The sequence below is a fragment of the Bradyrhizobium sp. CCBAU 51745 genome, from assembly GCF_028128715.1.
Classification (GTDB): Bacteria; Pseudomonadota; Alphaproteobacteria; order Rhizobiales; family Xanthobacteraceae; genus Bradyrhizobium; species Bradyrhizobium manausense.
Genome location: NZ_LBJP01000092.1, coordinates 276856 through 296918, shown reverse-complemented (window position 1 = coordinate 296918; position 20063 = coordinate 276856). Strand labels below are relative to the sequence as shown.

The following is a 20063-nucleotide window of genomic DNA, read 5'->3' as shown; positions in this document are numbered from 1 at the left end:
GACCATAAGCTCTAGGACCACCGGTCATGAGGGACGAAGCGGGAGACAGCGCACCAGTTGCCGGCTCCGAGAAGCGGCCTCGGCTCGCTTTGCAAGCGAGCGGGCCGAACGTGAGATCCGACAATGCACTTTGGAGAGTTGAAGAAAGGGCGGCGAACCGGGTTTCCGTTCATCACGCAGCAAAGCATGATGTCGAGCGCACTCCGCGCAGCATCATCCCTTCGCAGGCTTTCGATTTCCTGGCCTTGGCCTTTCTTGCAGTCCTGGCATTCCTCGTGTTCTCCACAGCGAAGGATTACGCGATCTCAAATGACGAGGGCGTCCAGCATCGCTACGGCGAATTGATCATTGCTTATTATCAGAGCGGACTGCGGGTCCGCGATCTCTTCACCTTCGATAATCTGTATCTCTACGGAGGTCTGTTCGACGTCATAGCAATCGCGCTCGGCCGGGTTATCCCCATCGACATTTACGAATTGCGGCACATCCTCTGTGCCGTTACGGGCCTTGCCGGCATCGCCGCCAGTGGCGCCGCCGCGCGACTGATCGCCGGACCGCGCGCCGGCCTGATTGCGATGGTCGCGCTTGCACTCTGCGGCGCCTGGTACGGCGCCATGTTCAACCATACCAAGGACATTCCATTTGCGGCGGCCATGGCCGGAGCGACGCTGTTCCTTCTCCGCCTGGCGCGCCAACTTCCCGCGCCCCGCGCCCTCGATGTCGTGGTCTTCGGCTGTCTTGCCGGGGCAGCGCTCGGGCAGCGCAGCTATGGTTTGCTGCTGTTCGTCTATCTCGGCGTTGCAATCCTGATCTATCTGCCCTGGCCGGAAAGCCGCGGGGCGCGCCTGGCCTTTGCGGCCAACTCCCTGTTGGCGACATGTCCGGCGGTCGCAGTCGCCTATCTGCTGATGATCCTGGCCTGGCCGTGGGCTGCCCTGTCGCCCCTCAATCCCATCCGTGGCCTGTTTGCCTTCTCGGAATTTCAGTATGCAATCCGCACCCTTTTTGACGGGCGCGTGTACGAGATGGCCAACGTACCGCGCGCCTATGTTCCCTTCTACCTCTTGATCCGCTTGCCGCTGATGACACAGGCGGGCGCCGCGCTGGCGATGGTTTCGCTTCTTTGGCGCCCCCTCAGGCGAGGCTCGGTCCGGTGCCGCGAACTCGCATTGCTCTCGACCATGGTTCTGCTTCCCCTGGCAAGCCAAGCCCTCATTCATGGCCCTGCGTTCAGCGGCATGCGCCATTTTCTCTTTGTGCTTCCTCCGCTGGCCATGCTGGCCGGCGTGGGGTTGAACGACGTTCTCAATACGATGGCCGTGCGTAGCCGCCGACTGGCCTCGGCGGCACTTGCGACGATGTGCGCGGCTTTCCTGTCCGAAGGGATCACGCTGGCAAGGCTTCATCCTTACGAGAATCTATCCTACAACGCCGTGGTCGGAGGTCTTCCGGGAGCCTTCCGCCGCTATGACCTGGACTACTGGTTCAACAGCATGCCGGAGGCGATCCGCATCCTCGAGGCATTCGTCCGCGAAACGACACCGCTCGACAATATCAAATCGCCGGCGGTCTATTCGGTCGCGGTATGTGGGGAACGTCCGGCGTTCGATCACACCGTCACGCTTCCGCAATTGCGTTGGGACTTCCGGTCCGAATGGGACGAATCGGAGTTCTTCATCGCTCCGACGCACATGAACTGCGATCGCGACCTTGATGGCGCCATCATCGGCCGCGTGGAAAGGTTGGGTGTTCCCATTGCCTATGTGAAAGACAGGCGGGCCATTGTGAAGCAACCGGCGACAAACGTCTCAATTGCCGCTCGCCCGTCAGATTCCCGCTGAGAACGAGATCGCGCCGGGATTTCGAAAGCCGTCGTCTTCTGATCAGGCGCTCCGACCCGCCAAGGGCGGATGCTTCGCGCTGGATTGGATAGGTCGAAGCGGCCGGGACGAGCGGGAGCACATCGCAGGGATGGCGCTCCTGCTCGTCAAGCGCTGAACGTGTCATAGGCCGCGCCAAGCCTCGCCAGAACACTCGGATCGGACGGAGGCCATACGGGGGATTCGGTTGCCAGCGTGAGAAGATTCTGGAAATAGCCTTCCATGCCGGCACGATCGAAGCCGAATAGAAATGCGAGCGCCCGATCCGGATCGGCGTTGCGCCATTTGTGCACGCGCCGCGGCGCGACCTCGACAAAATCACCTGCGCCGGCAAGACGGACTCCGTCCGGAAATTCGAATGCCATTCGCCCGTCGAGGACGCGGAACCACTCGGTCGACACGGCATGGTAGTGCGGCCGCACGCCATCGAATCCCGGCGGCGCCACATAGTCGAGCACGGTGTGCGCACCGCATGAGGAGAGCACACGGATCCGCACGCCGAGAGCCGTCATCTCGCGCGCATTGCTGAAGTCGGTCATGCGCGGCCCCCGAGAGCTTGCGGCGCGAAGGGATGGCCGGCAATCGCCGCGCTTTCCAGCGTGTTCTGGAAGAACAGGATCTGCCAGGCACCGCCGCGGCGCTGGGCAACCAGGCTCGGGCGCCCGGTCAAGCGCGTTGGACCATCCGGCGCCCGATAGTCGAGCGTTTGGTAAAGACGAACAATTGCAAGATCCGCCTCGAGATGGCGGATACCCTCCACGCCGAGGCTGAGCCGGCTGCCGCGGTAGATCGTGTCAAACAGCCGACGGTGCGCCGCCCCGATTCCGGTCCGACCTGCGCCATGACCGCCAAGCACGTGGATAAAGTCCGCATCATCGGCAAAATGCGCCGCCCAGGCGGCGGCATCTGCCGCATTCCAGGCAGCGACAAGACTGTCGGCAAGCCGCTCCGCGGCTGCCGAGAGATCCGGCACGACGGTCTCATCGGACTTGGGAATGGTCATTGCGGGGCCTCCGGTTCAATCCGTCGGGGGTATAGTCCGGCGCTCCTCCCGTGATAAGAAGCCATCGGCGGAATATCTGTTCGACATAGGACGACAATCAGGGCCGGGACGCCGTCAGGCCCCGTGCGAGGGGTGGTCACATGGGTCGTCACGGCGATCTCACTGGCATGGAGGAGTTTGCCACGGTTGCGCAGGCCGGCTCCTTCACCGCTGCGGCGGCCCGGCTGAAGCTGACGAAGTCCGTGGTTTCCGAACGCGTCCGGGCGCTGGAGACGCGCCTTGGCTGCCGGTTGTTCGACCGCAGCACGCGACGCGTGCGGCTCACCGAGGCCGGCGCCGTCTACCTCGAGCACGTCGACCGCATTCGCGACGAAATCCGCAGCGCCGAAGGCGCGCTCCAGGATCTGCGTCAGGAACCGCGCGGCCGCCTGACCGTGGCGACCACGATCAACGGGGCCACCCTGTTCGTGGTCCCCGCGCTCGCCGACTTTCGTGCACGCTATCGCCACATCGACCTTCACATCATCGCCGACGATGCCGTCGTCCATCCCGCCCATGTTGGCGCCGACGTCGCGATCCGGTTCGGCACGGTCGACCGTCCGGACTGGGTCGCCCGCCGGATCGGCGGGATCGACTACATTCTCGCGGCTTCAGCCTCCTATGTCGCGACACACGGTGCGCCGCGCAGTCCCGGTGATCTTGCCGGGCACGTCTGCCTGCCCTTCCGCAACCAGGTGCCATGGGTGTTCCGGCAGGGTGAGCGGGTCGTCCACGAGCCACGCACCTTTGTCAGCACAGACAACGGTCCGGTGTACCGCGCACTTGTCCTGGGCGGCTACGGCATCGGGATGCTCAACCGCCTGGCCGTCGGTCCCGAACTCGCATCCGGGGCGGTGGTGCAGATATTGCCGGACTGGAAGATTGAAGGCCGAGATGAAATGGCCACATGGGTCGTGCTGCCGGACAACCGCGCAATTCCGCCCAAGGTCAGGGTGTTCGTGGACTATATGGCTGAACGAATGGCGGCAGTCAGCGCATAGCTGCGGCCTGTGCCCCGGTGATGATCAAAGGGGCGCAGGCGCAGCTGGCGAGAGTCCTACGCCGCCGACTGGAGCGCCTGGAGCTTGCGGACAAAGCCCAGCGCCGCTTCGTTCAAATCGCCAAATCTGCTTCGCAACGCCTCTGCGCGCGAGCCCGCGCCTTGCGCAATCGACTGGCCCATGACGGCCTTCGAACAGACATCCTCGACCGATTTCTGCAGATGCTCGGCACCTTGCGCGGCGCACCTCGCCGCGCGGTTGATGTCGCTGGTGGCGCCGCTCTGCTCCTGAACCTCTCGGGCAATCCTCGCGCTCTGCTCCCTGATATCGCCGATGACGGCGACGATCGCAGCGATTTCACTTGCCGCCGCCTGGGTCGCCGACTGGATGCCGAGCACCTGGGACGAGATGTCCTCCGTCGCGCGCGCCGTTTGCGTCGCCAGCGTCTTGACCTCTGCCGCAACCACCGCAAAGCCGCGGCCTGCTTCGCCCGCCCGCGCCGCCTCGATGGTCGCGTTGAGGGCCAGCAGATTGGTCTGGCCGGCGATATCGCTGATCAATTCCACGACGCTGCCGATCTTTGTTGCGGCTTGCACCATGCTTTCCACCATCAGTCCGGCCTGGGTTGCGCGACCGCTGGCGACATCCGCCACCTGGCTCGCTTCCTGGGCGCGGCCATTGATGTTCCGGGTGGAGGCATCGAGCTGCTCGACCCCGGCGGCCATGGTCTGCACGCTGCCGGCGATCTCTCCTGCGGACGCCGATGCCGTGCGGCTGCGCAGCATGTTGTCGGCGTTGAACCGCTCCAATTCCTGGATCGCATCGGCGATGTGTCCGGCCGCCTCCACGACCTCATCCACCGAACCGACGACCGATTCCTCGAAGGACGAAGTCGCACGCGCCAGCACGTCTTTCAGCTCGCTCTCCGCCTCCAGCTTGAGCTTTGCCTGCGAGGCCTGGAGCGCCAATCGATCGGCGGAATGGTCACGCAAGACGGCGACGGCTGCGGCCATGGCGCCAATCTCGTCGCGCCGGTCCAGCCCCGGAATGTGTCCTTCGATCTCGCCCGACACGATCTTGCGCAGCCGCTCCTCGAGGCGCCGCAGCGGCCGGGAGATCGTTGCTGCGATCACCACCGCAAACGCCACGCTCATGAGCACCACCAGCAAGGCAAGACCGCCGAGCCGCAGCGCCGCAGCATTGAACGATGCGTCGAGATCGTCGACATACATGCCGCTGATGACCATCAGCTTCAGGTCCGGAATCGCCCTGACGAAGGCTTGCTTGCGCAGCGGCTGCGGCTGGCCGTTGCGGGGGAAATAATAGGTGACGGTCCCGCTGCCTGCGCTATGGGCGAGATCGACGATCTCGCGCCGGAACAGGCGTCCATTGACATCGCCCTTGTCGATCAAGTTCTTCCCGACGTTCTCGGGCGTGCCGCCATCGGCGAGATTGAGCCCGTCCCAATCATAGACGAAGAAGTAGTTGTTGCCGTCATATCGCGATTTCGCGACGATCTCCCTGACCCTCGCAATCAATTCGTCGCGGCTCAAGCGACTTGAAAGCACATCCTGCTGATAGGCCGCGATCTGCGATGCGACCACGTCCACGGCACCGCGCAGCGCCCGCGTCCTCTCGGCCTCCATCTGATCGCGCAGCTGGACCAGGGACACGCCAACGAGCACCATCATCGCGAGCACGCTGCCGAGCGTGAGCATGCCCAATCGCCACGCGATCTTGATCTTCTTCATGCGAAATCCCTTGTCGTTGCAATCATGGCCGAACCTTGCGATCGAAAACTTGACGAGGACTTTCACTAACGGCGCCGAACGCGGCGCCTTGCACAAAAATCTTATGCGAAATTTGCATCGGCTAGTCGTGTCTTGCATCGAAGCGCGGCAAACGTGTCCGGCAAAGACAAAAGCCCCGGCTACCGCCGGGGCCTTTGAATCAAGCGCAGCATGTTTTCGAATGGGCCGGACCAGCCTTCTATCCGCCCGCCGCACCAGCTACGGCAACGGCCGGCGTTGCGGTCTCGACGGATGGCTCTTCGATCAGACCACGCTCGTCTTCCCACTTCGCCACGGCCGCCGTCGCAATGCCGTTGCCGATGACATTGGTCATGGTCCGGCCCATGTCCAGGAACTGGTCGATGCCCATGACGAGAAGCATGCCGCCCACCGGCAGGTTGAACATCGGCAGCGTCGCGGCGACGACCACGAGCCCCGCGCGCGGCACGCCGGCGATGCCCTTGCTGGTGACCATCATCACCAAGAGCATGACGAGCTGTTGCGTGAAGCTGAGCTCGATGCCGTAGGCCTGGGCGATGAACAGGGCCGCAAAGGCCTGGTACATCATCGAGCCGTCGAGGTTGAACGAATAGCCCAGCGGCAGCACGAAGCCCGAGATGCGCTCGCTGACGCCGAACTTGGTCAATTGCTCGATCATCTTGGGGTACGCGGCCTCGCTGCTCGCGGTCGAGAAGGCCAGCAGCATCGGCTGACGCAAGAGGCCGATGAGATGAAGCACCGGCCGGCCGAGGGCCAGGAGGCCCACGAGAACGAGGACGCTCCAGAGCACGGCGAGGCTGAAATAGAAGGTCGCGATGAACTTGCCGTAGGTCACGAGCACGCCAAGGCCCTGCGTGGTGATGACGGCCGCAATGGCCGCGAACACGCCGAGCGGGGCGAACTTCATCACGAAGTTGGTGATCTGCAGCATGATGTGGACCAGCTCGTCGATCGACGCCGCAATGGTCTTGGCGTGGCTCGTCTTCAACCTGCTGAGGGCGAGACCGAAGAACACGGCGAAGACCAGGATCTGCAAGATCTCGTTTGTCGACATCGCCTGGGCGATGCTGGTCGGAAAGACGTGGGTGATGAAGTCCTTCAGATTGAATCCGGCGGTCTGCAAGGTGTTGGCGGCATCGGCGTTGGGAAGCGGCAGCTGCAAGCCCCGCCCCGGCGCGAACAGGTTCGCGAAGATCATGCCGAGGCCGAGGGAGACGAGCGAGGCCGAGACGAACCAGCCCATGGACCTGGCGGCAATGCGGCCGACCGCCCCGCCTTCGGAGCCGAGGCTGGTAATCCCTGACACGATGGTGGCGAAGACGAGCGGCGCGATGATCATCTTGATCATGCGCAGGAACACGTCAGTCGCGATCGAGAAATAGCCGGCGATGGTCTTCGCCATCTCCGGCGTCGGCGCCAGCTCATGACAGGCGTAGCCGGCCAGGATGCCGAGCAGCAGGCTGACCACGAGAGCATTGGTCAGGCGGTTGGGTCGCGCGGGTGAATTGTCGGCACTTATCGTCATTGTCTATGACCTCCCTTGGGTACGCCTGATCACGACGGTTCGGAGACGACCCGCGGCCCGCAGGCGCGTCGACGCAGTTGTGCTGATCGTTTCAGCAAATCGGCTGTGGCTGGCGGCCGTCCTGGTCCGTAGCGGCAAGACTTTGCGGCCGCGTCAGCATTTCCGGCTTCAGGATCGCCGCCAGCGTGGCCTCGGTGAGCAGGCCGCGCTCGCGCACGAGCTCGGCAACGCCGCGGCCGGAGGCATGTGCCTCCACGGCGACGGCCGTCGCGGCCGCGTAACCGATATAGGGGTTGAGTGCGGTGACGAGGCCGATCGAGTTTTCGACATCGGCCTTGAGACGGTCGCGGTTGGCGGTGATGCCTGCGACGCAGCTTCGCTCCAGCGTCAGGCAGGCCCGGCTGAGATGGCTGATGCTCTTGAACAGGCTGTGCGCGATGATCGGCTCGAAGGCATTGAGCTGCAATTGGCCCGCTTCGGCGGCCATGGTCACCGTGACGTCGTTGCCGATCACTTCGAAAGCGACCTGGTTCACGACCTCGGGGATAACAGGATTGACCTTGCCGGGCATGATCGAGGAGCCGGCCTGGACCGCCGGCAAATTGATCTCGCCGAACCCGGCCCGCGGCCCGCTCGAGAGCAGCCGGAGATCGTTGCAGATCTTCGAGATCTTGACCGCGACGCGCTTCAGCACGCCGGAGATCTGAACGAAGGCGCCGCAATCCTGCGTCGCCTCGACGAGATCAGGCGCGGTCACCAGCGGCAATCCCGTGATCGCATTCAGATAGCGGCAGACGAGACGCGCATAATCCGGGTGGGCGTTGATGCCAGTGCCGATGGCGGTTGCGCCCATGTTGATCTCGTGGATCAGGGTTCCTGCTTCGCGGAGGCGCTCCTGATCCTCGCCGATCATGACGGCATAGGTGTTGAACTCCTGCCCCAGCGTCATCGGCACCGCGTCCTGCAACTGGGTCCGCCCCATCTTCAGGACGTCCTTGAACTCCGCAGCCTTGTCGGCGAAAGCGAGACGAAGGACGTCCATCGCTCTCACGAGAATCTGCAAGCCATGCGACGTCGCGATCTTCAGCGCCGCGGGGTACACGTCGTTGGTGCTCTGGCTCATGTTGACGTGCTCGTTCGGATGCAGCGCGGCATACGCGCCCCTGGCGTGGCCAAGAATTTCCAAGGCCCGGTTCGCGATCACCTCATTGGCGTTCATGTTGGTGGAGGTGCCGGCGCCGCCCTGGATGACGTCAACGACGAACTGGTCGTGCAGCCGGCCGGCGCGCAGCTCCTCGCAGGCCGCGACGATGGCCCGGCCGCGTCGCTGGTCGAGAAGGCCGAGCTCCATGTTGGACAGGGCCGCCGCCTGCTTGATGGCGGCGAGCGCACCGATCAGCTCCGGATAGGCCGAAATCGCGATCCCCGAGATCGGAAAGTTCTCGACGGCGCGCAGCGTGTGGACGCCGTAATAGGCCTCAAGAGGCACCTCGCGCTCGCCAAGCAGATCATGTTCCGTCCGCATGTCATCTCCCGCTGGTCAGCTCCGTTGTCCGGAGACAGTGGGCCTCGCGCTGAGGCCTGGCATTGCGGGGCGATGCATGCGCCTGGGGACGGCGGACCGTCCAATGTTATGCCGGCAAGCTCTATTCCGATTTTGCATAGATTTCCCGCCAGGATCAGGGCATCTTCGCAAGGCGAGCCTCGCCCGGAGCAGACCCGATGGAATTGAAATGGCTGGAGGATTTTCTCAGCCTGGCGCGAACGCGCAGCTTCTCGCGCGCGGCCGACGAGCGGCACGTGACGCAGTCTGCGTTCAGCCGCAGGATCCAGGCGCTGGAGCTTTGGCTCGGCGTGTCCCTCGTCGACCGCAGCAGCTACCCGACGACGCTGACCGCCGAGGGTCGTGAGTTCCTGGAGACCGCGGAAGAAACCGTTCGCATGCTCCATGCGAGTCGTCTCGCGCTTCAGGCGAGCAAGCGGCCGAGCACGCAAGTGGTCTCCATCGCCGCTCTGCACACCCTGTCGCTGCACTTCTTTCCGCGCTGGTTCCGGACCATCGAGAAAGAGGTCGGGCCGATCGGCAGCCGCTTGCTGCCCGATGATTTTCACAGCTGCCTGCAGGCGCTGGTCGAAGGCAGCTACGACTTCCTGCTCACCTTCCATCATGCCAATGTGCCGATCCTGCTGGAGCCGGAGCTCTACCCGCATATCGTCGTCGGCATGGACAGTTTCGTCGCCATCCGCAGCACGGCGCTCGCTGGAGACGATACCGCTTCGCTGCCCCTGCTCAGCTACGCCGCGAACTCGTTCCTGGGACGGGTCGCCACCTTCGCCCAGGCCCAGGCCGGCTCGCCGCCGGCGCACGTGACCCATACCAACGAGAACGCCATGGCCGAGGGGCTGAAATTCATGGCGCTGGAGGGCTATGGCCTGGCGTGGCTGCCGCGCAGCCTGGTGGCCCGGGAGATCGATGAGGGCACCCTCACCATCGTGGGGCCGGAGATCCCGCTGGAGGTTCGGCTCTATCGCAGCGCACGCCGGACCCGGCCCATCGTGGAAAAGGTCTGGAACGCGGCGCAGGCAGCCGCCCCCAAAACTATGTAGAAGCCGCATATGCCGTTCTGAACAGGCATTGGATTTGCCTGAAGCGGCCGTGCATCGTGGCTCCAACAAGGAGAGTTCGATGCTTGGCATTCTGGGCGGCATGGGGCCGATGGCGACCGTGGATTTCATGGGCAAGATCGTCAGGAACACCCCTGCGTCCTGCGATCAGGACCACATCCAGATGGTGGTGTGTTCGGCGACCGACGTGCCCGACCGCACCGCCGCCATCCTCGGGCACGGCGCTGATCCCTTTCCCGCCATGCTGAATGCCTTGCGCCGGCTCGAGCTGTCAGGCGCGACCCGCATCGCCATCCCCTGCAATACGGCGCATCATTGGTACGGCGCGCTGCAGGCCGAGACGTCGGTGCCGATCATCCACATCGTCGATGCCGTCACTGAGGCGCTTGCGCAGCGGCGGACGAACCCGACCCTGGGGGTGCTTGCGACCGACGGCACGGTGCACGCCGGGATCTACCAGCAGCGTCTTGCCGAACGCGGCTATGCCTGCGTGGTGCCCGCCGCCACGGCGCAAGCCGAGGTGATGCGCGCGATCCGTCTCGTCAAGGCAGGACTAACGGACGAAGCGGCCGGCATCCTCGGCCGGGAAGCAGAGGCGCTCGCGGCCAGAGGCTGTTCGCACATCGCGATGGCCTGCACGGAGATTCCCCTGGCACTGGCGGCTCTCGACAGCGATGTCGGCGCGGCGCTGCTCGATCCCACCGACCTGCTGGCGCAGGCCTGCGTCAGATCATGCCTAGCCGCGCCGCAGGAGACGGTGCGGGAAGTGGCGTAGCCTCACGTCGCCGCGGGCGTGCGGATCTCGCGCGGCAGGATGATCGCCGCGGCGATCGCGAGCAGGCAGAGGCCCGCAAACGCGTGCAGCATCGTCACGAAGCCGCCCTGCTCGTAGAGCCAGGCGACGAGGCCGACTGACGCGCCCGCCGCGGTGAAGCCGATGAAGTAGCGCACCGCGTAGGCGCGCGAACGCCATTCCTCGCTGGTGTATTTGCCGACCATGGCGTCGTTCACCGTGACCTGGCCGAAGGCGCCCATGACGATGCCGATCGAGACCAGGATCAGCGGCAAATTGCTCAGGCTCGCGGCCAGATAGAGGAACGGTGCCAGCATGAAGGACAGCGGCAGCGCCACCGTCTTCAGCGAATAGCGATCGAGCAGCCGGCCGATCGTGTACTGCGTCATCGCGCCGAACACGTAGACGCAGGCGGCAATGACCCCGAGCAGCGCCGGACTTTTGGTGAGATCGGCGAGCCGCTCCGCGAACAGTTTTGGCAGCGCCACGGTGACGGCGTTGAAGGTGGTGGAGATCGCGATCACGACGATCAGCAGCGACAGCACCACGCGCCACATGTCCTGCTTGGCCACGCGAGCCTGGGCTGCGGCCTGCTTCGAGCCCTTGCGGTCCTCGTGCACCACCAGCATCGCAAAGGCGATGCCGATGAGGATGGTGACGATTCCAGGGATGATGAAGGCAGCACGCCAGCCGAGATATTGGCCGATCACACCGGTCACCAGCGCGGACGAGGCGACGCCGAGATTGCCCCAGACGCCGTTGATGCCCATCTCGCGGCCAAGCCTGTCGGCATAGGACACGATCATCGCGGTCCCGACAGGGTGATAGATCGAGGCGAAGACGCCGATCGCGAGCAGCGCGGCGCCGAGCTGCACGGGCGTCTGCGCCAAGCCGACCGAGATCATGGAGGCGCCGATGCCGACGAAGAAGATCAGCATCATGTGGCGGCGGCTCCAGCGGTCCCCGAGCCAGCCGGTCAAGAGCGAGCCGGCGCCGAAGGCGATGAAACCCGGCGTCGCGTAAGGCAGCAGTTCCGAATAGGCCATGCCGAGCGCCGGCCCCATGATGATCACCGCGGCGGCGAAAATCAGCATTGAATAATGGTCGATGAAATGGCCGGCGTTGACGAAACTGATGACCCTGACGGGGCTGTTCATGTCCCGAATCCTCTCCTGCTCCGAAATGAGTTATATGTCTTGGCCATGACGGGGTGCTGCCAATGACTGTCTTGGAAACGCCAATCTTGGAAACGCCAATCCTGCGGGAGGTCCGGAGCAACCATCGCTCGCCCGCGGGCGTGCATTTGGTTGCGCGCGACTATCCCAGGGGGATGCGGATCGATCTGCACATGCACCGCGAAGCGCAGCTGATCTACGCGGTGAAGGGCACGATGCAGGTGAATACGCCCGGCGGACGCTGGCTGGTGCCGCCGGACCGCGCGGTCTGGGTGCCGGCCGGGCTCGAGCACGCCATCGACCTGCTCGCCGACACCGAGATGCGCACGCTGTATTTCGACCTCGCCTGGCTCAAGCGCGAACAGCGCTATGAAGGATTGACGCGGGAATTCGTAGTGCGGGTGTCGCCGCTGCTCAACCAGGCGATCCTGGCGCTGTTCGACGCCCGCAACACCGAAGAGCGCACCCAGCTCCTGGTGCGCCTCGTCATGCTGGAATTGCACCAGGCCGAGGATTCCGCGACCTTCGTGCCGCTGCCGCAGGAAGTGCGCTGCCGCCGCGCGGCGATGATCGTGCTCGACGATCCCACCGCCCTGCACGACATCGACACGCTGGCGCGCGAGGTCGGCACCTCCGCGCGCACGCTGTCGCGGCTGTTCTCGGCGGAGACGCAGCTCAGCTTCAAGAGCTGGTGCCAGCGCGCGAGGATCGCGGCGGCGATCCAGAGACTGTCGACGGATGCGAATGTGTCCATAAAGCAGCTCGCGACCCAGCTCGGCTACGCCAGCGTGCCGGCGTTCTCGGCCGCGTTCCGCCAGGTGACGGGACGGACGCCGACGGAGTTTGCGGGGAAGGTGTAGCTCCAGCCTCGTCATTGCGAGGAGCTCTTGCGACGAAGCAATCCAGACTGCCACCGCGGAGAAACCCTGGATTGCTTCGCTACGCTCGCAATGACGGTGGTTGAGGCAGCCGGCCCCCTCTCGCCTTCACCGAGCATAGCGGCATTCTCCAAACGCACGGCACCAACGAAAGTTGCCGCATTCCCCTGCTTGATTGTGATCGGCTTCCGCCTAAATCCCGTGTAAGCTTGCGCATCGCACAAACCCGGATTCGAAAAGCCCTGATGGCCAATGCCTTCTTCTCTGACCTGCTCGCCACAATTTCCGAGCGCGGCCGAACGCTGCTGCGCCGGAGGGATTCCGCTGACACCAAGCAGGATGCCGACGGGCTGATCGCGCTTTGCAACGCGCTACTGTCGGGCCGGGGCGAAGCCTCCGGCACCGCGATGGCGCGTGAGGTGCTCGACATCTACCAGGAGTTGGATGCGGCGGGACGACGCGCCTTCTTCGAAGGGTTGGTGCGCGATTTCGGACCGGACCGGGAGCGCCTGAGCAAGGCGATCGAAAAGTGGCGCAGTCAACCTGATGACGAGGACGCCAGCGCGCTGCATTTCGCCTCGGAACCGCGGCGACAGGAGCTGATCCGCCGGCTCAACCGCGCGCCCGGCGGCACCGGCGATCTCGTCGCCATGCGGGCCGACCTGCTCGGCATGATGAACGGACACACCGACCTCGCCGCGCTCGACCGCGACGTCTCGCATCTGCTCTCTTCTTGGTTCAACAGGGGGTTTCTCGTGCTGCGCCGGATTGACTGGTCGACCCCGGCCAACATCCTCGAAAAGATCATCCGCTATGAAGCCGTGCACGAGATCTCTGACTGGGACGATCTGCGCCGCCGCATCGATCCGGTCGACCGCCGCTGCTACGCCTTCTTTCATCCCGCGATGGTCGACGAGCCCCTGATCTTCGTCGAGGTGGCCCTGACCGAGACGATTCCCGGCGCGATCGCCCCGCTGCTCGCGGTCGATCGCCAGCATCTGGGAATCGAGAAGGCGCGCACCGCGGTGTTCTATTCGATCTCCAACACCCAGCGCGGGCTTGGCGGCATCTCCTTCGGCAGCTTCCTGATCAAGCAGGTGGTCGAGGAGCTGCGCCGCGAGCTGCCCAAGCTCGACAATTTCGTGACGCTGTCGCCGGTGCCGGGCTTCATGTCCTGGATCAAGCAGGACAAGGATCTGCCGCTGTCGGACGAGGACCGCGAGGTGATGAAGCGCCTCGACGATCCCAAATGGTATGAGAATCCGGAGACGACCACGCAGCTGCGCGCCGTGATCGAGCCGCTCGCCGCCTATTACTTCCTGAGGGCACGCACGCCGAAAGGCCGCCTGATCGATTCCGTCGCCCGCTTCCACCTCGGCAACGGCGCGCGGCTCGAGCGCATCAACTGGCTCGGCGACCTCTCGCCCAAGGGCCTGCGCGAATCCGCCGGCGTGATGGTCAACTATCTCTACCGTCTCGACGACATCGAGAAGAACCACGAGGCCTACGCCAATGACGGCGAGGTGGTGGCGTCGAGCGCGGTGAAGAAGCTGCTGAAGGGCGAAGGACGACGGCTGCTGGACATGCGGCTGTCGTAGGGAGCGCGTTCTCTCCGCCGTCATTGCGAGCGCAGCGAAGCAATCCAGAACCGCGGAAAGACTCTGGATTGCTTCGCTACGCTCGCAATGAAGGAGTGTGTGGCGGCACCTCGCGCAATTCAGCAATTCGCTCCCAGCAAGCAAGATCTCCGATAGATATCGCCGCTCTATCCCCGTCATTGCGAGGAGCCCTTCGACGACGCAATCCAGACTATTCCCGCAGAGGCAGACTGGATTGCTTCGCCACGCTCGCAATGACAAAAAGCGTGGCGGCGCCTTCGCGCATTGCAAGGTCAGATCAGCGTCTCGTACAAATCTCGCCAGTCCGGATTGACGCTTTCGATCAGCGCGAGCTTCTTGGCCCGACTACCGCCTTTGATCTGCTTCTCGCGCGTGATCGCGTCGGTCATGGTCGCATGCAGTTCGTACCAGACGAGGACCTTGCAGCCGTATTTCGCGGAGAAGCCTTTCACGAGGCCTTCCCGGTGCTCGAACGCGCGGCGCGGCGGGTTTGAGGTGACGCCGGTGTAGATCGTCCCGTTGCGACAATTGGCGAACATGTAGACGCAGGGTTGCTTCATGATTACCCTCACTTCAAGCGAGTCTGGAGCATATCACAACCAAGAGGTGATTGCGAGCAAGCACCCGCACTGAATGCGGTGAATCGCGAGACTGTCGCCACACCGTCATTGCGAGCGCAGCGAAGCAATCCAGCGTCCCTCCGCGGCAAGGATTCTGGATTGCTTCGCTGCGCTCGCAATGACGGAGGGTGTGGCGGCAGCTCGCCCTGGTGTCCCAGGACTTGCGGTAAAATTCGCCGAGACTCATTTGGAATGCATGCATGACGTCCGTTAGCACAGCATCAGCCCGACCGACGAACCCTGCGGACCGCATCGACGCCATCGACGTGCTCAGGGGCATCGCCCTGTTCGGCGTCATGGCCATCAACGTCGTGATGGAATTTCGCGTTTCGATCTTCGAGCAGTTTCTGGGGCCGAAGACGCTCGCCTCGTCAATCGATCGCGCCGTCGAGACGATCTTGACGCAGGCCGTCGAGCTCAAGGCATTTGCGCTGTTTTCGCTGCTGTTCGGCGCCGGCCTTGCCATTCAATTCGACCGGCTCGCCAAGAGCGAGCACCGCACCAGGCTGCTGGCGCGCCGGCTCGCCGTGCTGCTGGTGTTCGGCGTCATCCATTTGTGCCTGATCTGGAACGGCGACATCCTCACCGAATATGCTCTGGCCGGGTTCATTGTGCTGCCGCTGCTGTTTGGTCCGCGCTGGCTGATCGCTCTCGCTGCACTGGTGTTTCTGGCGCTGTATCTGGCGATACAGGACTTTCCGCCGGAGGGGTTCTTTCCGAGCCGGACCCTGATCTGGCGCGATGTCATGGATGCCAACCGCATCTATGCGACCGGCGGCTTCCTCGACGTGCTGGCGTTTCGCCTGCGCGAACTTCCCCTGATCGCCTCGCTCCACGCGTTCGTCTTCCTGCGCACGATCGGGCTGTTTCTGCTGGGGGCGCTGGCCTGGCGCAGCGGCCTCGTGCGGAATACGCGCGCCCTGTTCGTCATCGCGATTCCCGCGATCGCTCTCGGTGCGGCGTTGCTCTGTGGCGGCATGGAGCCGCTCGGCACCATCCTGCTGGCGCTGGGCTATGGTGCCGCCATCCTTGGTTTTGCCAGCTTTGAGCGCGGCAAGCAGTTGCTTGGCTGGGCCGCGCCGCTGGGACGGATGGCGTTCACCAACTACATCGCGCAATCCATCATCTTCGGCTGGATCTTCTACGGCTACGGCCTCGGCCTGTTCGGCCGGCTCGGCATCACCGAGGCCCTCGCCATCGGCATCGCCGTCTACCTCGCACAGGTGCTGTTCAGCGCCTGGTGGCTGCGCCGCTACCGCTACGGACCGCTGGAATGGCTGTGGCGGTCGTTGATGTATGGGGTGCGGCAGCCGATGGTGGTGGCGGAGGTGTGACTTAGCTCTCTCCCCGTCATTGCGAGCGCAGCGAAGCAATCCAGAATCTTCCTGTGGAGAGACTCTGGATTGCTTCGTCGCAAGTGCTCCTCGCAATGACGTGTGGAGAGAGCTGCGCTCGCAATGACGGAGGGGTGTGGACGCAGACGGGCTTACTCCGCCAGCGCCTTCATCTCCTTGTAGAGATCGGACTTGCCTTCGAAACCGATGCCCGGAAGGTCGGGCATGGTGATGTGGCCGTTCTCGACGCTGATACCATCCGGGAAGCCGCCATAGGGCTGGAACAGGTCGGGATAGCTTTCGTTGCCGCCGAGACCGAGGCCGGCGGCGATGTTGAGCGACATCTGGTGACCGCCGTGGGGGATGCAGCGGCTGGGGGACCAGCCGTGGGTCTTCAACACGTCCAGCGTGCGCTGGTATTCGCACAGGCCATAGGACAGCGCGCAATCGAATTGCAGCCAGTCGCGGTCGGGGCGCATGCCGCCATAGCGGATCAGATTGCGGGCGTCCTGGTGGCTGAAGAGATTCTCGCCTGTCGCCATCGCACCCGGATAGAATTCGGCGAGTGCGGCCTGCAGCGCGTAGTCGAGCGGATCGCCGGCTTCCTCGTACCAGAACAGCGGATAATCCCGCAGCATCTTGGCGTAGGCAATGCCGGTCTCGAGATTGAAGCGGCCGTTGGCGTCGACGGCGAGCTGGGCGTCCTTGCCGATCTCCTTCAGCACCGCCTCGATGCGGGTGCGGTCTTCCTCAATCGGCGCACCGCCGATCTTCATCTTCACGACGTTGTAGCCGCGGTCGAGATAGCCGCGCATCTCACCGCGCAGCATCGAGAGATCCTTGCCGGGATAGTAATAGCCGCCGGCGGCGTAAACGAACACGCGCGGATCGGCGGTGACGCCGTGACGTTCGGCGAGCAGGCGGAACAGCGGCTTGCCCGCGATCTTCGCCACCGCGTCCCACACCGCCATGTCGATGGTGCCGACCGCGACCGAGCGCTCGCCATGGCCGCCCGGTTTCTCATTGGTCATCATCGCGCCCCAGACCTTGTCGGGGTCGAGATTGTCGCCGGCCGCATCGAGCAGCGACTTCGGATCGGCTTCGAGGATGCGCGAGGCAAAACGCTCGCGGATCAGCCCGCCCTGCCCGTAACGGCCGTTGGAATTGAAGCCGTAGCCGACGACCCGTTTTCCCTCGCGCACGACATCGGTGACGACGGCGACCAGGCTCGTCGTCATCTTCGTAAAATCGATATAGGCGTTGCGGATCGGGGAGGAGATCGGCTTGGTGATCTCGCGGACGTCGACGATGCGGACGGACATGGGGCGGCCTTCGTGATCGAGAGGGACTTCGCCGACTGTCTTCCCATCATCCTGAGGTGCGAGTGGCGCGATGCAAAGCATCGCGCCGGGAGCCTCGAAGGATGAACGGCCGAGATGCAGCCGGGCCGTCGCCCTTCGAGGCTCGCCGAAGAGGCGAGCACCTCAGGGTGACGGGGAAACATTTAGGCACGTCGCGCTTATTTCTTATCCCTGAAATACGGCTCGACCGGGCCATGCACCTTGATGGTCAGCGGGTTGCCGTAGCGGTCCTTGGCGTTGCCGGCGGTGACGCGGACCCAGCCCTCGCTGATGCAGTACTCCTCGACATTGGTCTTCTCGATGCCCTTGAAGCGGATGCCGACGTCGCGCGAGAGGATGTCGGCGTTGTAATAGGGGCTGTTGGGGTCGACCGACAGTCGATCGGGGAATTCATCGCTCATGGATGTCTCGCTCATAACAGGGTTTCGATTTGCTGCCGCAGCCCTTCCGGTCGCGCGGTCGGCGCATAGCGCGCGGTCACCTTGCCGGCACGGTCCACCAGGAATTTGGTGAAATTCCATTTGATGGAGGAACCGAGCAGACCGGATTGCTGGCGTTTGAGGTACTCATACAGGGGATGCGCATTGGCGCCGTTGACGTCGATCTTCGCGAACAGCGGAAAGGTGACGTCGTAATGAGTCGAACAGAATTCCTGGATTTCGCTCGCCTGCCCCGGCTCCTGCGCGCCGAACTGGTTGCAGGGAAAGCCGAGCACCGAGAAGCCGCGCGGCGACAGGTCGCGATGCAGATCTTCCAGACCACGATATTGCGGCGTGAAGCCGCATTTGCTCGCGGTGTTGACGATCAGCAGCACCTGTCCCTCGAAGGCGCGCATCGACACTTCCTTGCCATCAAGCGAATTGGCCTTGAAGTCGTAAATCCCAGGCATCGCTAACCCACGGGATCGATCGGCGAGGCCGGCACGCCGCCCGCCTCGATCGCTTCGCCGGCGAGCAGGCAGAGATCCTCGCGGTAGCGGCCGGAGACGATGTGCACGCCGACGGGCGTCTTGCCGACGAGGCCGGTGGAGACCACGAGGCCCGGCAGGCCCATGAAGGGAATGGCGATCTGCGGCAGCTGCGCCTCCCAGACCCGCTTGAAGGACTCGTCGTCCTTGCGGTCGAGATGATCCGGGAACGGCAATTCGCCCGAGACCGGCGTCAGCAGCACCGCATATTTTTCGAAGAACAGCATCCATTCGCGGGTCAGCGTGGCTCTTCGGGTCAGCGCCTTGGCGTAAGTCGCCTGGTCCATCGGCGTGACCCTGGCGCGGACACCGCGCAGGCAGGCCAGCGCGCCGGGATCGCCCTCGCGTTCGGCCATCTCGAGCTGTGCCTCGAAAGCATCGCCGAGCCAGAGTTTGATTTGCCACTCGACCGCTTCGCGCATCGGCGGCGTGTTCTCGATCACATCGACGGTCCAGCCGGCGCGCTCGAGGCGCTTGCCGGCGTCGGTCACGGCGGCCTTGACCTCAGGCGTGGTGGCAAGTCCATCCGGGTTGAGGCAGAGCGCGGCGCGCTTCTCGCGCGCCGGGCCTTCCAGCGGCACGGGCACGTACCAGGGATCGCGCACGTCGCGCGCCGACATGGCGGCGAGGGAAATCCTGAGGTCATTCACAGTGCGCGCCAAGGGGCCCGAGACGGCCATGATCTGCGGACCGATCGGTCGCTCCGGCAGCGCCGGGTTGAAGGCGGGGATGCGGCCCAAGGTCGGGCGCAGGCCGTGCACGCCGCAGGCATAGGCGGGATAGCGGATCGAGCCGGCGATGTCGGTGCCGTGGGCGATGGCGCCGATGCCGGCCGCCACCGCCGAGCCGGCACCGCCGGACGAGCCACCCGGGGTCAGCGCGGCATCGCGCGGGTTCTTGGTATCGCCATGGACGAGATTGGTGGTGAACCAGCGATAGGAGAAGGCCGGGCAATTGGTGCGCCCGAGGAGAACCGCCCCGGCTTTGCGGAAATTGGCGACGACAGGATTGTCCTCGCGCGCGATCAGGTCGCGCTGGAATTTCAAGCCGTTGGTGGTGGCAAAGCCCTCCTGGTCGACATTGGCCTTGATGGTGACGGGCACCCCCGCCAGCAAGCCGGGGTCCTCGCCCCTGGCGATGGCGGCATCGACGGCGTCGGCCTGCTTGAGCACGTCCTCGGGCCGGTGGTCGATCACGGCGTTGAGCCTGGGATTGACGGCATCCAAGCGGTCGAGACCGGCCTTGGCCGCCTCCCGAGCAGACACCTTCCTGGATTTGACGAGGGCCGCGAGGTCGGCGGCCGACAGGCGCCATAGATCTTGCATGACATGCTCCGTATGACCGGCGTCTTTTAGCGCCGGGATCGCGGCAAAGCCATGCGGAATTCGCAGGGAGGAAAGGCGGGTTTGGTCCCGGGTCGTGCCTCATCCTCCGTCATTGCGAGCGAAGCGAA

At 64.2% G+C, this 20063-nt stretch carries 18 protein-coding genes; 7 read left to right on the top strand and 11 right to left on the bottom strand.

The features are described 5' to 3' along the window. Positions 1 to 26: 26 nt before the first annotated feature. Positions 27 to 1841 (top strand): hypothetical protein, encoded by a 1815-nt coding sequence (locus XH98_RS35905; RefSeq protein WP_271621353.1) that lies wholly within the window; start codon positions 27 to 29, stop codon positions 1839 to 1841. 146 nt (positions 1842 to 1987) lie between these two features. Here the strand turns inward: XH98_RS35905 and XH98_RS35900 are convergent, their stop codons facing one another. Together XH98_RS35900 and XH98_RS35895 are read right to left on the bottom strand one after the other, a co-directional pair. Continuing rightward, the gene (locus tag XH98_RS35900; protein WP_271602444.1) at positions 1988 to 2419 is read right to left on the bottom strand and encodes a cupin domain-containing protein; all 432 of its coding nucleotides are present in this window, start codon (positions 2417 to 2419) and stop codon (positions 1988 to 1990) included. Beyond that, on the bottom strand, positions 2416 to 2883 hold the full coding sequence (locus XH98_RS35895; protein WP_271602443.1) for an SgcJ/EcaC family oxidoreductase: 468 nt from the start codon (positions 2881 to 2883) through the stop codon (positions 2416 to 2418). The genes XH98_RS35900 and XH98_RS35895 overlap by 4 nt, the downstream gene beginning before the upstream one ends. A 140-nt stretch (positions 2884 to 3023) precedes the next feature. On the opposite strand from XH98_RS35895, the gene XH98_RS35890 reads away from it, so the two are divergent. Continuing rightward, the gene (locus XH98_RS35890) at positions 3024 to 3923 is read left to right on the top strand and encodes a LysR family transcriptional regulator (RefSeq protein ID WP_271621352.1); all 900 of its coding nucleotides are present in this window, start codon (positions 3024 to 3026) and stop codon (positions 3921 to 3923) included. A gap of 56 nt (positions 3924 to 3979) precedes the next feature. Here the strand turns inward: XH98_RS35890 and XH98_RS35885 are convergent, their stop codons facing one another. The 3 genes from XH98_RS35885 to aspA all read right to left on the bottom strand — a co-directional run bounded on the left by XH98_RS35885 (position 3980) and on the right by aspA (position 8763). Then, positions 3980 to 5740 carry a methyl-accepting chemotaxis protein gene (locus XH98_RS35885; RefSeq protein WP_271621351.1) on the bottom strand — a complete coding sequence of 587 codons (1761 nt, stop codon included), beginning with the start codon at positions 5738 to 5740 and terminating at the stop codon, positions 3980 to 3982. 172 nt (positions 5741 to 5912) lie between these two features. Continuing rightward, entirely contained in the window at positions 5913 to 7238 is a 1326-nt protein-coding gene (locus XH98_RS35880; RefSeq protein ID WP_271621350.1) for a dicarboxylate/amino acid:cation symporter, read from the bottom strand. A gap of 91 nt (positions 7239 to 7329) precedes the next feature. Then, positions 7330 to 8763: an aspartate ammonia-lyase gene (gene aspA, locus XH98_RS35875; RefSeq protein ID WP_271621349.1), complete on the bottom strand. Its 1434-nt coding sequence runs from the start codon at positions 8761 to 8763 to the stop codon at positions 7330 to 7332. Between the two features lie 197 nt (positions 8764 to 8960). Here aspA and XH98_RS35870 point away from each other — a divergent pair, with 197 nt between their 5' ends. Continuing rightward, positions 8961 to 9845 carry a LysR family transcriptional regulator gene (locus XH98_RS35870; protein WP_271621348.1) on the top strand — a complete coding sequence of 295 codons (885 nt, stop codon included), beginning with the start codon at positions 8961 to 8963 and terminating at the stop codon, positions 9843 to 9845. A gap of 79 nt (positions 9846 to 9924) precedes the next feature. Further along, the gene (locus tag XH98_RS35865) at positions 9925 to 10638 is read left to right on the top strand and encodes an aspartate/glutamate racemase family protein (protein ID WP_271621347.1); all 714 of its coding nucleotides are present in this window, start codon (positions 9925 to 9927) and stop codon (positions 10636 to 10638) included. Between the two features lie 2 nt (positions 10639 to 10640). Here XH98_RS35865 and XH98_RS35860 read toward each other — a convergent pair whose 3' ends face one another. Then, on the bottom strand, positions 10641 to 11813 hold the full coding sequence (locus XH98_RS35860) for an MFS transporter (protein ID WP_271621346.1): 1173 nt from the start codon (positions 11811 to 11813) through the stop codon (positions 10641 to 10643). Positions 11814 to 11875: 62 nt separating this feature from the next. Between XH98_RS35860 and XH98_RS35855 the strand changes: the two genes are divergently transcribed. Both XH98_RS35855 and XH98_RS35850 read left to right on the top strand, forming a co-directional pair. Next, entirely contained in the window at positions 11876 to 12691 is an 816-nt protein-coding gene (locus XH98_RS35855; protein WP_271621345.1) for an AraC family transcriptional regulator, read from the top strand. A gap of 263 nt (positions 12692 to 12954) precedes the next feature. Further along, a complete protein-coding gene (locus XH98_RS35850) occupies positions 12955 to 14307 on the top strand; it encodes a malonyl-CoA decarboxylase (protein WP_271602434.1) in 1353 nt (450 codons plus the stop codon). Between the two features lie 293 nt (positions 14308 to 14600). On the opposite strand, the gene XH98_RS35845 is transcribed toward XH98_RS35850, so the two are convergent. Further along, positions 14601 to 14888, bottom strand: coding sequence for a GIY-YIG nuclease family protein (locus XH98_RS35845; RefSeq protein ID WP_220005842.1), 288 nt, complete (start codon positions 14886 to 14888; stop codon positions 14601 to 14603). Positions 14889 to 15148: 260 nt separating this feature from the next. Between XH98_RS35845 and XH98_RS35840 the strand changes: the two genes are divergently transcribed. Beyond that, the gene (locus XH98_RS35840) at positions 15149 to 16282 is read left to right on the top strand and encodes a DUF418 domain-containing protein (RefSeq protein WP_271621344.1); all 1134 of its coding nucleotides are present in this window, start codon (positions 15149 to 15151) and stop codon (positions 16280 to 16282) included. Between the two features lie 152 nt (positions 16283 to 16434). On the opposite strand, the gene tarD is transcribed toward XH98_RS35840, so the two are convergent. The 4 genes from tarD to XH98_RS35820 form a co-directional block, all read right to left on the bottom strand. After that, the gene (gene tarD / locus XH98_RS35835; RefSeq protein ID WP_271621343.1) at positions 16435 to 17604 is read right to left on the bottom strand and encodes a D(-)-tartrate dehydratase; all 1170 of its coding nucleotides are present in this window, start codon (positions 17602 to 17604) and stop codon (positions 16435 to 16437) included. A gap of 197 nt (positions 17605 to 17801) precedes the next feature. Continuing rightward, positions 17802 to 18059: a DUF3297 family protein gene (locus XH98_RS35830; RefSeq protein WP_092237479.1), complete on the bottom strand. Its 258-nt coding sequence runs from the start codon at positions 18057 to 18059 to the stop codon at positions 17802 to 17804. Then, positions 18056 to 18532, bottom strand: coding sequence for a glutathione peroxidase (locus XH98_RS35825; protein WP_271602431.1), 477 nt, complete (start codon positions 18530 to 18532; stop codon positions 18056 to 18058). The genes XH98_RS35830 and XH98_RS35825 overlap by 4 nt, the downstream gene beginning before the upstream one ends. A gap of 2 nt (positions 18533 to 18534) precedes the next feature. Further along, positions 18535 to 19935 carry an amidase family protein gene (locus tag XH98_RS35820; protein ID WP_271621342.1) on the bottom strand — a complete coding sequence of 467 codons (1401 nt, stop codon included), beginning with the start codon at positions 19933 to 19935 and terminating at the stop codon, positions 18535 to 18537. Between the last annotated feature and the right edge of the window lie 128 nt (positions 19936 to 20063).